The sequence below is a fragment of the Streptomyces sp. NPDC002698 genome (genome assembly GCF_042888945.1).
In the GTDB taxonomy this organism is placed as follows: Bacteria; Actinomycetota; Actinomycetes; order Streptomycetales; family Streptomycetaceae; genus Streptomyces.
Map to the genome: position 1 here is coordinate 504693 of NZ_JBIAQM010000001.1, position 12290 is coordinate 516982.

The following is a 12290-nucleotide window of genomic DNA, read 5'->3' on the forward strand; positions in this document are numbered from 1 at the left end:
TCACACATCCCCCGCGATCGTGTTGCGCTCACTGGGCTGGACGTAGACCAGCCCGTCGCCCTCGAAGCGCATCTGGAACGCCTCGCCGCCGCCCTCGCCGATCAGCGTGCGGAACGTCACACCGGACTGCAGCGACTGCCGCACGTTGCCCTGGTGCGCGATGTACGCGCCCGGATCGACCGTCAGCGGGTACTGGGAACTGACCCGCAGCACCACCGCCGGCCCGTCCGACGTGATCGCCGCCTGGCCGTGGCCCTCGACGGTCGTCGTGAACAGACCGTTGCCCTGCGAGGCGCCGCGCAGCCCCGTGAACGTGGTGCCCGTGCGCAGACCCGTGTCCGTGGCGAGCAGATTGCTCGACTCCACGTACAGCTTGTCCCCCTGAAGGGTCACCAGGTTGATCTCCGAGGCCCGGTCGGCGAACCAGCAGGTGCCGTGCCCCTTCACCTCCATCACCGTCATCTGCTCGCCGGTGAGGCGCCGGGTCACCATTCCCCGGAGCCCCTCACCGCCCCCGCTGAGCTTCTTGAAGGCCATCTGGCCGTCGTACGCGACCATGGAGCCGTTCTTCGCTTTCACGGCGTCCCCGGTCATGTCGACGGCGAGCACCTTGCTGCCCTGAAGTCGAAACATCGCCACGGTGTGAAGGTAGCCGCAGCGCGGGACGGCGGACAGAGCCCACGGGTGGATCCTGTCCCTGATCCGCCCCCTAGGGGGTGTGCCGTCCGGTATCGCCCGGTGTCGTCGGGGCCCCCGGGCCCGGGAGCCCGCCCGCCGGATGCCACAATGTCCGGGACGCTTGTGCTTGCGTTCACAAGGTCAGCGTTCCCCCCGACAGCGAATCCCACCGAAGGTGACCCGTGGACATGAAGACCGCCACCGCACTCCGCCGGCTCCGACTGGTCTCGGCCCCCGAGGCCGTCTCCTTCCTGCTGCTGCTCGTCTGCTCGGTGCTGAAGCGGACCACGGACTTCAACGCCGTGCCCGTCATGGGCGCGGTCCACGGTGCCCTCTTCGTCCTGTACGTGATCTTCTGGGCGGACGCCTGGAACCGCGCCCGGTGGAGCACCGGCACCGGCGTCCTCTACTTCGTCCTGTCGGTGCTGCCCACCGGCGGCTTCTTCGCCGAGCGCAAGCTCAAGCGCGAGGCCGAGGACGCGGTCGTCGCCTCCCGCGCGTTCTCGGAAGGGGCCGTGAAGGCATGATCGTCGCCTTCTCCGTGACACCGCTCGGCGTCGGCGAGGACGTGGGGGAGTACGTCGCCGACGCCGTCCGTGTCGTCCGCGAGTCGGGGCTGCCCAACCGCACCGACGCGATGTTCACCTCGGTCGAAGGCGAGTGGGACGAGGTGATGGCCGTCGTCAAGCGCGCCGTCGCCGCCGTCGAAGCCCGCGCGCCCCGCGTCTCGGTCGTCCTCAAGGCGGACATCCGTCCCGGCGTGACGGACGGCCTCACCTCGAAGGTGGAGACGGTGGAGCGACACCTGTCGGAGTGATCCCGGGGCGCGGCCCCCGTACCCGGAACCCCGGTCCCTCGGACCGGGGTTCTTTCGTGCCCGCACGACGACCGGGACGGAGGTGACGGAACCTCAGGGACGAAAGACCACCCGCCCGCACGCCCCCGTACCCCTTCGGACCCGCACCGTTCGACATGGCACGGAAACTCCACTTATGTGTGGATACCAGCCATGACGATCACGGGACTCGTCGAACCACGGGAGGGCGATGTGCGGCCCGCGGGCTACGACTACGACACCCACAGCCGGCTCGCCGGACCCCTGACCCGGCCGTCCGGCACCGGCTACCGGGTGCAGTACACCAAGCTCCTGTCGCGCGAGCCGCGCCGAATAGGCGCCATCCTGCTGACGACCCTCGCCCCGGTCCTCACCGGCGCGCTCCTCGTCTACCTCGTGTGGCCCACCCACTGGGTGCGACGCGAAGACGGCGAGCCGTGGCGGAACGCCCTCGACACCACGATGCTCGTCGTCATCGGCCTGATCGAACTCTTCATGGTCGTCAACGTCATGAGCATCGCCCACGCGACGCTGGTCGCCCGCGACCCCGTACCCGTCCTTCCCGCGCAGGGCACCCGGGTCGCCTTCCTCACCACCTACGTCCCGGGAAAGGAACCCCTCGCCACGGTCCGCGCCACCCTCGAAGGCGCGGTCCGGCTCACCCACTGCGGCCCCCTCGACGTCTGGCTGCTCGACGAGGGCGACGACGAGCAGGCCAGAGCCCTGTGCGCCGAGCTCGGCGTCCGGCACTTCACCCGGTCGGGCGTGCCCGAGTGGAACCGCCCCGAGGGAAGCCACAAGGCCCGTACCAAACACGGCAACTACAACGCGTGGCTCGCCCTGTACGGGCACGCGTACGACTTCTTCGCCTCCGTCGACACCGACCACGTCCCGCTGCCCGGATTCCTCGAGCGCATGATGGGCTACTTCCGGGACCCCGACGTCGCGTTCGTCGTCGGCCCCCAGGTGTACGGGAACTACGAGAACCCCGTCACCAAGGCCGCCGAGTCCCAGCAGTTCCTCTTCCACGCCCTCATCCAGCGCGCCGGCAACCGCTACGGCTCGCCCATGTTCGTCGGCACCAACAACGTCGTCCGGATCGCGGCCCTCAAACAGATCGGCGGGCTGTACGACTCCATCACCGAGGACATGGCCACCGGGTTCGAACTGCACCGGCACCGCAACCCCCGGACGGGCCGGCACTGGCGGTCCGTCTACACGCCGGACGTGCTCGCCGTCGGTGAGGGGCCCTCCTCCTGGACCGACTTCTTCACCCAGCAGATGCGCTGGTCGCGCGGCACCTACGAGACCCTGATCAAGCAGTACGGGAAGGCGCTGGCCACCATGCCGCCCGGCCGGCTCCTGTCGTACACGCTGATGCTCCTCTACTACCCGATGACCGCCGTCAACTGGCTTCTGGGCATCGTCAGCTGCTTCCTGTTCCTGTGGTTCGGGGCATCCGGGACGCAGGTCACCGCGTCCATGTGGCTGATGCTCTACAGCGACGCCGCCGCCCTCCAGATCTGTCTGTACCTGTGGAACCGGCGGCACAACGTCTCACCGCACGAACCCGAGGGATCCGGCGGCCTGGCCGGCATGGCGATGTCGGCGCTGTCGGCCCCCATCTATCTGAAGGCGCTGACCGAGGCGGTCGTCCGGCGCCCCAGCCGTTTCGTCGTCACCCCGAAGGGCCACGACGCGAGCCCCGACCGGCTGGGGACCTTCCGTGTCCATCTCGGCTGGGCCGCGCTGCTCGCCGTCTCGCTCGGCGCCTCGGCCGTCCTCGGCCACACCCACGCGGCCATGCGGGTCTGGGCGCTGCTGGCCATGGGGATCTCCCTCGCCCCGGTCGCGGTCTGGATCCGCACCCTCGCCGGGGAGCGCGGGACCCGGCTCGTGGCGCCCGCTCCCGTCCGTGTTCCCGACAGCCGGGAATCGCCGGCGGCCACCCCCGTCACGGTCACCGGCTCCACGACAGGAGGCACCTAGTCCATGGCCCACCGGCCCTCGAAGAAGACGACGAAGACGACGAAGACGGAGACGAAGAAGGCGAAGAAGGCGAAGAAGACGAGGAAGACGCTGATCGGCATCACGGGCCTCGCCGTCCTCGCGGGGCTCAACGCCCCGGCCGCGCTCGGCTTCGCCGGTGAGACGTACCACGAGTACAAGATCTCCCGGCCCTCCTACACGGCGAAGTACGGCTCCTGGAGCAGCGTCGAGATCCCCGCGGAGTACCGCACCAACGCGATCCACGCGGCCCTGCTGCACACCGGGAAGGTGCTCATCGTCGCCGGCTCGGGCAACGAGCAGAAGAAGTTCGACCAGGGGTCCTTCGACACGGTCCTGTGGGATCCGAGGACGGACACCTTCAAGAAGATCCCCACACCGGACGACTTCTTCTGCTCCGGACACGCCCAGCTCCCCGACGGCAGGCTGCTCGTGGCAGGGGGCACCGCCCGCTACGAGAAGCTGGACGGCGAGGTCGTCCGGGCCGGCGGCGGCATGCGCGTGAAGAACGAGAACCCCGACAAGGCCGTCGTCCTCAAGAAGGGCACGGTCTTCCGCTCGCCCGCCGGCGTCGACTACGTCAGCAGGGTCGACGTGACGGTCCCCAGGGCGAAGCGGAACCAGATCATCACCTATGACCGCAACGGCGCCATGCAGCCCTGGAGGACCGAGGTCACCGCCGGAGAGGCCCGCGTCTTCGTGGAGGCGCGGGAGAAGGGACCGGGCTCGGTCACCGACCGGCAGGCCCAGTACGAGATCGTCGGCCTGCGCGGCGAGGACGCCTACAACACCTACGGCCTCTCGGAGAAGATCACCCTGGACAAGCAGGACTTCCAGGGCATCAGGGCCGCCTACGAGTTCGACCCGAGGGCCGAGCGGTACATCCCCGTCGACCCGATGGACAAGGCCCGCTGGTACCCGACCCTCGTGGGGCTGGACGACGGACGCGTCCTCGCCGTCTCCGGGCTCGACGACGTCGGGGTCGTCGACCCGGGCGACACCGAGATCTACGACCCGGTGACGAAGCGGTGGAGCCCCGGGCCCCACCGCTACTTCCCCACCTACCCGGCCCTCTTCCTCACCAAGGGCGGCAAACTCTTCTACCCGGCCTCCAACGCCGGGTACGGACCCGCCGGCCAGGGCCGCGATCCGGGCCTGTGGGACCCGCGGACCGACACCTTCCAGAAGGTCCCCGGCCTGCGGGACGCGGACCGGACGGAGACCTCCGCGTCGGTCCTGCTCCCGCCCGCTCAGGAGCAGAAGGTGATGATCCTCGGCGGCGGAGGCGTCGGCGAGTCCAGGAAGTCCACCGCCCGCACCGCCGTCGTCGACCTCAAGAAGGACAGCCCGGCCTTCGAGGACGGCCCCGACCTTCCCCAGGGCACGCGCTATCTGAACAGCGTGATCATGCCGGACGACACCGTGTTCACCACGAACGGCTCCCGGGACTACCGCGGCCGCGGCGCCAGCAACATCCTCAAGGCGCAGTTCTACGATCCCCGGACCAACGCCTTCCACGAGGCCGCGTCCCCCCGCGTGGGCCGCAACTACCACTCCGAGGCACTGCTCCTGCCCGACGGCCGTGTCGTCACCTTCGGTTCGGACCCGCTCTTCGACGATCAGCGGAACACCAAACTGGGCCACTTCGAACAGCGCATGGAGGTCTTCACCCCGCCCGCCCTGCACCGCAACCGCGCGAACCGCCCGGTGCTGGGGGCCGGCCCGCAGGAGCTCGACGCGAACCACCGGGCGACGTTCGCCACCGGCCACCCGGAACGGGTCGTCAAGGCCCGGCTGATGCGGCCGAGCGCCGTCACCCACACCACGGACGTCGAGCAGCGGTCGATCGAACTGGGGCTGACGAGGACGGCGGACTCGGTCACCGTGGACGTACCGAGGGACCCGGCGCTGGTGCCGCCCGGCTGGTACATGCTGTTCGTGACCGACGCGCGGGGCACGCCGTCCGAGGCGAAGTGGATCCACGTCGGGTGACGCCGCGCACGGAGCCGTCGGCGGCCGTCAGCCGGTGGGACCGCGCGTCAGCTCCAGGGCGTACTCCGGCCACCACCGGCCGGCCGCCGGTCCGCCCCCGCACTCCCCGTCCGACTCGCCGGGCCGTTTGATCCACAGGTAGGCGTCGAGGGCGGGCTCGCCGGTGGCCGTGGTCGGCGGGGTGCCCAGCGCCCGGCCCGGCGGGTTGCACCAGACCCCCTCCAGCGGGCCGTTGCCGTTGCGGCTGGTGTCGACGACGAAGTGCTTGCCGCCGAGTCTGCCGGAGAGGCGGACGCCGTACTCCCTGCTGACCGTGTCCGTCTGGAAGTTGGCGACGTTGAGCGAGAAGCCGTCGGCGTGCGCGACGCCCGCGCGTTCCAGGGGCCCGACCAGCTTCTCCGGGTCGGGGATCCAGGAGGGGTTTCCGGCGTCCAGGTACACCGTGGTGCCCGGCTGGCGCTTCAGCCGGACGATCGCCTCGCTCAGCAGCCGTTCGCGCTCCTCGTGGTACTCGCCCGGCGTACAGCCGTCCACGATGTGGGCGACCGCGTCCGGTTCCAGGATCACCAGGGCCCGGCCGTCGCCGAGGGCGTCGGCGAACCTGCCGATCCACCGCCGGTAGGCGTCCGCGTCCGCCGCCCCGCCCGCCGAGTGCTGGCCGCAGTCCCGGTGCGGGATGTCGTACGCCACGAAGAGCGCCGTCCGCCCCTCGCGGGTCGCGGACGCGGTCGCCGACCGGACCGCCGGACCCGGGTCGAGCTCGCCGGCCGGCCACAGGGCGACGGGCTCGTCCGCGATCCGCTTCAGCAGCGCGGCGTCCCCGGCACGGCCCTGCCGGCGCCACAGCTCGATCTGCCGGGCCGCCGGTCCCCGCGGGTCGACCCAGAAGGGCGAGCGGGCGGCGGGGCCCGCCTGCTTCGAGGCGCCACCGGCGACCGGGGTCCGGCCCGTCCCGGGCGAGGGCGCGCAGCCCGCCGTGAGCCCGAGCACCGCGAGCGCCACGAGGGCGCGGATCAGCCGGGGCATGCTGCTCCCTTGTACGAGGGTGACAACCGGTCACCAATCGTGACACAAGGGGGCATCGCGGCGGCGTCTACGCGGGGCAGCGGCATGGCGCGGTGGGGCACCCCGCGGTCAGCCGCCCGAGGCCAGCGCGATCCCGAGCGGCGTCCGCTCGTACAGCACCTGGTGCCCGTAGCGGCGCGACACGAGCAGGCCCGCGTCGCGCAGGGCGGTGAGATGCGCGGAGACCGACGACGGGGCGAGGCGCAGCCGGTGCGCGAGCGCGGTCGTGCCGGCCGGTTCGTCGAGCGCGGTGAGCACGGCGGCCCGGCCGCGCCCGAGGAGCCGTACGAGCACATCGGGGGTGCGGTCCGTCGGCTCGGCCCACAGGCCCCCGATGCCGCGCGCCGGATAGACGAGCGTCGGCTGCCACGGAGGTTCGAAGCCGCTGATCACGTCCGGCCACGAGAACACGCTCGGCATGAGGACAAGGCCCTGCCCGGCCAGGTGCCGTTCGTGCCGGCCCGCGACCTCGACGGTCAGGGTGTGGGAGCGCCAGCCGAACCGCCGGTCGATCTCCGGGAGGAGTCCGCCGAGGCCGACCTCGGCGAGCCGCCGCGAGTGGAAGGCGACGTCGGCCTCCAGCAGGGCGCGCAGCCGTGGCCAGTCCGGTTCGACGAGGGTGTGCCAGGCCTGTTCCAGCAGGCCGGTCAGTTCGCGCACCATGCGGGCCGGGTCGGCCAGCATGGCCCGGCCGCGCGCCGAGGCCAGGGCGCCGGGGGTGTCGGCGAGCGAACGCGCGCTCTCCTCGCGGGCCACGTCCGGGTCGGCCGCGCGGATGGCGGCGATCTCCTCCTCGAAGCTCGCCACGGGGCCCAGTGGTGGCGGGCCGAGCCAGTCGGGGGAGTAGCCGCGCTGCGGCATCAGCAGCCACAGCGGGGTGAGGTCGAGTCCGGCGGCCGCCGCGCGCATACGGCGCAGCCAGTGCGCGTGATAGCCGTGCCGCGCGGGCCGGTTGAGCGTGCGTACCGCCTCCTGCGTCTCCCACAGCGGCGACACCGCGAACCGGCAGTTGAGGAGGTCGTCCTCCCCGAAGTGCAGCAGCGACGGCATGAAACGACCCCACAGGATTCGGCTGAGGCCGAAACTCTACGGGGCCGGAGCGGGGCGGGGCACGCTGCCGCCCATGCCGGAAGCAGAGACGAAGGGCACGACGACGGTGCCCGCCGCGGCGCGGGCCGCCAAGGGGAACACCGTGCTGCCCGCCACGGGGAACCCGACCACGCCGCCGGAGGATGCCGCGGAGCAGTCCGCCGGGCCCGCCTCGGAGGGAGCCGTCGGGCCGCTGACGCCCCCGGCGGAGAGTGACCCGGAGGCCGTCCCCGCGCGGACCGGGTACGGTCCCGTGTTCGCCGTGCCCGAGTTCCGTGCCGTCTTCGCCGCGCACGCGTTCTCGCTGCTCGGGCTCGTCGTCAGCGAGATCGCGCTCTCCGTCCTCGTCTACGGTCTGACGGGCTCCCCGCTGCTGAGCGCCCTGACGTTCGCGCTCGGCTTCCTGCCCTACCTGATCGGCGGGACCCTGCTCGCGGGCGTCGCGGACCGCTTCCCGGCCCGCCGGGTCCTGGTGGTGTGCGATCTGGTGTGCGCGGGCTGCGTGGCCGTGATGGTGCTGCCGGGCGCGCCCGTCGCGGTGCTGCTCGTGATGCGGGCCGCGCTCGCCCTGGTCGCACCGGTCTTCCAGGGGACGCGGACGGCGACCCTCGCGGACGTCCTCGGTGACGGGGAACTGTTCGTACTGGGCCGGTCCCTGCTGCGGATCCTGTCGCAGAGCGCGCTGCTCGCCGGTTTCGGGACGGGCGGCCTGCTGCTCACCGTCGTCTCCCCGCGCCACGCGCTCCTCGTCACGGTCTGCACCTTCCTCGCCTCCGCGGCGCTGCTGCGCTTCGGCACCCGGCGGCGGCCCGCGCGGGCGCACCGGGGGCAGCCGCTCGTGCGCGACTCCCTGCGCGGTGCCCGTCGGGTGCTGGCCGACCGGCGGATCCTCGTGCTGCTCCTGCTGTTCTGGGTCCCGCCGATGTTCGTCGTCGCGCCGGAGGCGCTGGCGGCGCCGTACGCCGAGGGGCTCGGGGCCGGTACGGCCGGGCTCGGCCTGCTGATGTGCGCGCTGCCCGTCGGCACGATCGCGGGGGAGCTGTTCGCGGGTTCGCGGCTGCGGCCGGTGACCCGGGGCCGGCTCACGCTCCCGCTGGTCTGCGTCACGCTGCTGCCCTACGCCGCGTACGCGCTGCGGCCCGGTCTCGGCTGGACGCTGGTCCTGCTGGTGCTCGCGGGCGCCGGATCGGCGTACACCCTCGGCCTGGACCAGTGGTTCGTGCGGACGGTGCCGGACGAACTGCTCGGGCGGGCCATGACGCTGAACACGGCCGGGCTGATGACCGTTCAGGGCGTGGGGATGGCCCTGTCGGGCGCGGTGGCGGAGTTCGCCGGGGTGAGGGCGACGGTCGTGGGCGCGGGCGTCCTCGGGACCGTGGTCTGTGCGGCCCTGGCGGTGGCGGCCCGGCGTGCCGGACACGGCACGGAACCGGGCGAGGAGAACGAGCGGGACGTCGGACAGGACGACGACCGGGACGACGGGGAGCGGTGAACGGAGCGGGGAACGGGCGCGGCGAGCGGAACGGGGCGCGGAGGGCACCCGGCAGGCGCGGGGAACCGCCGGCCGGACCGGCCCCCGCCCCATCTCCAGGACCTGTCGTCGCGGGGCCGGGGCCCGTCCCGGAGCCCGCTCGCGCGGGGGCGGATACCGAAAAGCGAGACGGGGCTGACCACGATGTGACCGGCCGGTAAGGTCGTTGGCGTGCCGAAGCCGCTCAGCCTTGCCTTCGATCCCATCGCCCGCGCCGACGAACACTGGCGCCAGCGCTGGGGCGCCGTGCCGTCCATGTCCGCGATCACCTCGATCATGCGCGCGCACCAGATCCTGCTCGCCGAGGTGGACGCGGTCGTCAAGCCGTACGGACTGACCTTCGCGCGCTACGAGGCGCTGGTGCTCCTCACGTTCTCCAAGGCGGGCGAGCTGCCGATGTCCAAGATCGGCGAGCGGCTCATGGTGCACCCGACGTCCGTCACGAACACGGTGGACAGGCTGGTGCGGTCCGGGCTCGTCGACAAGCGGCCGAACCCGAACGACGGCCGGGGCACCCTCGCCTCCATCACGGACAAGGGCCGTGAGGTCTGCGACGCGGCCACCCGCGAACTGATGGCGATGGACTTCGGTCTCGGGGTCTACGACGCCGAGGAGTGCGCGGAGATCTTCGCCATGCTGCGGCCGCTGCGGGTCGCCGCGCACGACTTCGACGAGGCGTAGCCGCCGGGGGTGCGGCGAGGGGTGTGTGCCCGGGAGCCCGGGCGGCGTGGCGTGGGGGCGCGTGAAGATCGGCCGAAAAGGGTGGCTACCCTCGTGCCATGAAGAAGAGCGTGTTGACCCGCTACCGCGTCATGGCCTACGTCACCGGCGTCCTGCTGGTCCTGCTGTGCCTCGGCATGATCGCCAAATACGTCCTGGACGTCGACGGTGCCGCGGGCTTCACCCGTGTCGTCTCCATCGCGCACGGCTGGCTGTACGTCGTCTACCTGATCTTCGCCTTCGACCTGGGCTCCAAGGCGAGGTGGCCGATCGGCAAGCAGCTCTGGGTGCTGCTGGCGGGCACGATCCCCACGGCCGCCTTCTTCGTCGAGCGCCGCGTCAGCCAGGAGCTGGAATCCAAGGTCGCGGAGGGCGTTCCCGCGCCCGTCAAAGCCTGACCCACGACCGCCGTGCGGTATCGCACGGCGGTTTGCCATCGACATTTACTAGGACGTCCTAGTAAATTCGAGGGTATGGACGCTCACGCCATCGAGGAAGGCCGCCGACGCTGGCAGGCCCGTTACGACGCTTCGCGCAAGCGCGAGGCCGACTTCACCACGCTCTCGGGTGATTCCGTGGAGCCGGTGTACGGTCCCCGGCCCGGGGACAACTACGAGGGCTTCGAGCAGATCGGCTGGCCCGGGGAGTACCCCTTCACGCGCGGTCTGTACGCGACCGGCTACCGGGGGCGTACGTGGACCATCCGGCAGTTCGCCGGGTTCGGCAACGCCGAGCAGACCAACGAGCGCTACAAGAAGATCCTCGCCAACGGCGGCGGGGGCCTCTCGGTGGCCTTCGACATGCCGACGCTGATGGGCCGCGACTCGGACGACGCCCGTTCGCTCGGCGAGGTCGGGCACTGCGGTGTCGCGATCGACTCGGCGGCCGACATGGAGGTCCTCTTCCAGGACATCCCGCTCGGTGACGTCACCACGTCGATGACGATCAGCGGTCCGGCCGTGCCGGTCTTCTGCATGTACCTGGTCGCCGCCGAGCGCCAGGGCATCGACCCCGCCGTGCTGAACGGCACGCTCCAGACCGACATCTTCAAGGAGTACATCGCGCAGAAGGAGTGGCTCTTCCAGCCCGAGCCGCACCTGCGCCTCATCGGCGACCTGATGGAGCACTGCGCCGAGAAGATCCCCGCGTACAAGCCGCTGTCCGTCTCCGGGTACCACATCCGGGAGGCCGGCTCCACGGCCGCGCAGGAGCTCGCCTACACGCTGGCGGACGGCTTCGGCTACGTGGAACTGGGCCTGTCCCGCGGGCTCGACGTGAACGTCTTCGCCCCCGGCCTCTCGTTCTTCTTCGACGCGCACGTCGACTTCTTCGAGGAGATCGCCAAGTTCCGCGCGGCCCGCCGGATCTGGGCCCGCTGGATGCGGGACGTGTACGGCGCCACCTCCGAGAAGGCGCAGTGGCTGCGCTTCCACACGCAGACCGCCGGCGTCTCGCTGACGGCCCAGCAGCCGTACAACAACGTCGTGCGCACCGCCGTGGAGGCGCTCGCGGCGGTCCTCGGCGGCACGAACTCGCTGCACACCAACGCGCTGGACGAGACGCTCGCCCTGCCCTCCGAGCAGGCCGCGGAGATCGCCCTGCGGACGCAGCAGGTGCTCATGGAGGAGACCGGCGTCGCCAACGTCGCCGACCCGCTGGGCGGTTCCTGGTACGTCGAGCAGCTCACCGACCGGATCGAGGCCGACGCGGAGAAGATCTTCGAGCAGATCAAGGAGCGCGGACTGCGGGCGCACCCGGACGGGAAGCACCCCATCGGTCCCATCACCTCCGGCATCCTGCGCGGGATCGAGGACGGCTGGTTCACCGGCGAGATCGCCGAGTCGGCGTTCCAGTACCAGCGCTCGGTCGAGAAGGGCGACAAGCGGGTCGTCGGCGTCAACGTCCACCACGGGTCCGTGACCGGAGACCTGGAGATCCTCCGGGTCAGCCACGAGGTGGAGCGCGAGCAGGTGCGGGTGCTGGCCTCCCGCAAGGGCGACCGCGACGAGGCGGCCGTGCGCGGTGCGCTGGACGCCATGCTCGCCGCCGCGCGCGACGGTTCCAACATGATCGCCCCCATGCTGGAGGCGGTCCGCGCCGAGGCGACGCTGGGCGAGATCTGCGGTGTCCTGCGCGACGAGTGGGGCGTGTACACGGAGCCGGCCGGCTTCTGAGCCCCCGGGCAGCCCGGAGTCCCTGGCTGCCCGGCATCCGGGCCGGGCCCGGGGCTCCGGGCCCTCGCGCGACCAGCGGGGGCCCGCCCCGCCACAACCTTCTTTCGCCCCCTCCGCCCCTACCCGTCCCGTACCCGGGGCTCCGCCCCGGACCCCGCTCCTCAATCGCCGGAGGGGCTGAGTGGGTGCCCCCGCACCC

The 12290-nt window shown here is 71.7% G+C and carries 11 protein-coding genes; 8 read left to right on the forward strand and 3 right to left on the reverse strand.

What is annotated here, in order from left to right:
* Positions 1-633, reverse strand: coding sequence for an AIM24 family protein (locus tag ACFYW9_RS02240; RefSeq protein WP_351859643.1), 633 nt, complete (start codon positions 631-633; stop codon positions 1-3).
* Between the two features lie 227 nt (positions 634-860).
* On the opposite strand from ACFYW9_RS02240, the gene ACFYW9_RS02245 reads away from it, so the two are divergent.
* The 4 genes from ACFYW9_RS02245 (at position 861) to ACFYW9_RS02260 (ending at position 5512) form a co-directional block, all read left to right on the forward strand.
* Complete coding sequence (locus ACFYW9_RS02245) at positions 861-1205, forward strand: DUF3817 domain-containing protein (protein ID WP_351859532.1); 345 nt, start codon at positions 861-863, stop codon at positions 1203-1205.
* Positions 1202-1495 (forward strand): MTH1187 family thiamine-binding protein, encoded by a 294-nt coding sequence (locus ACFYW9_RS02250; RefSeq protein ID WP_351859534.1) that lies wholly within the window; start codon positions 1202-1204, stop codon positions 1493-1495. The genes ACFYW9_RS02245 and ACFYW9_RS02250 overlap by 4 nt, the downstream gene beginning before the upstream one ends.
* A gap of 192 nt (positions 1496-1687) precedes the next feature.
* The gene (locus ACFYW9_RS02255) at positions 1688-3502 is read left to right on the forward strand and encodes a glycosyltransferase family 2 protein (RefSeq protein WP_389143458.1); all 1815 of its coding nucleotides are present in this window, start codon (positions 1688-1690) and stop codon (positions 3500-3502) included.
* 3 nt (positions 3503-3505) lie between these two features.
* Positions 3506-5512: a galactose oxidase-like domain-containing protein gene (locus tag ACFYW9_RS02260; protein ID WP_389143461.1), complete on the forward strand. Its 2007-nt coding sequence runs from the start codon at positions 3506-3508 to the stop codon at positions 5510-5512.
* A 27-nt stretch (positions 5513-5539) separates the two neighbouring features.
* Here ACFYW9_RS02260 and ACFYW9_RS02265 read toward each other — a convergent pair whose 3' ends face one another.
* Positions 5540-6538 carry a glycoside hydrolase family 6 protein gene (locus tag ACFYW9_RS02265; protein WP_389143464.1) on the reverse strand — a complete coding sequence of 333 codons (999 nt, stop codon included), beginning with the start codon at positions 6536-6538 and terminating at the stop codon, positions 5540-5542.
* A gap of 108 nt (positions 6539-6646) precedes the next feature.
* The gene (locus ACFYW9_RS02270; protein ID WP_351859541.1) at positions 6647-7627 is read right to left on the reverse strand and encodes a DUF5937 family protein; all 981 of its coding nucleotides are present in this window, start codon (positions 7625-7627) and stop codon (positions 6647-6649) included.
* 73 nt (positions 7628-7700) lie between these two features.
* On the opposite strand from ACFYW9_RS02270, the gene ACFYW9_RS02275 reads away from it, so the two are divergent.
* The 4 genes from ACFYW9_RS02275 to ACFYW9_RS02290 all read left to right on the forward strand — a co-directional run bounded on the left by ACFYW9_RS02275 (position 7701) and on the right by ACFYW9_RS02290 (position 12091).
* On the forward strand, positions 7701-9158 hold the full coding sequence (locus ACFYW9_RS02275; protein WP_389143467.1) for an MFS transporter: 1458 nt from the start codon (positions 7701-7703) through the stop codon (positions 9156-9158).
* 210 nt (positions 9159-9368) lie between these two features.
* Positions 9369-9878 carry a MarR family transcriptional regulator gene (locus ACFYW9_RS02280; RefSeq protein WP_351859544.1) on the forward strand — a complete coding sequence of 170 codons (510 nt, stop codon included), beginning with the start codon at positions 9369-9371 and terminating at the stop codon, positions 9876-9878.
* A gap of 98 nt (positions 9879-9976) precedes the next feature.
* Positions 9977-10315 (forward strand): DUF3817 domain-containing protein, encoded by a 339-nt coding sequence (locus ACFYW9_RS02285; protein WP_389143472.1) that lies wholly within the window; start codon positions 9977-9979, stop codon positions 10313-10315.
* Positions 10316-10390: 75 nt separating this feature from the next.
* Positions 10391-12091, forward strand: coding sequence for a methylmalonyl-CoA mutase family protein (locus ACFYW9_RS02290; RefSeq protein WP_351859548.1), 1701 nt, complete (start codon positions 10391-10393; stop codon positions 12089-12091).
* Positions 12092-12290 lie beyond the last annotated feature (199 nt).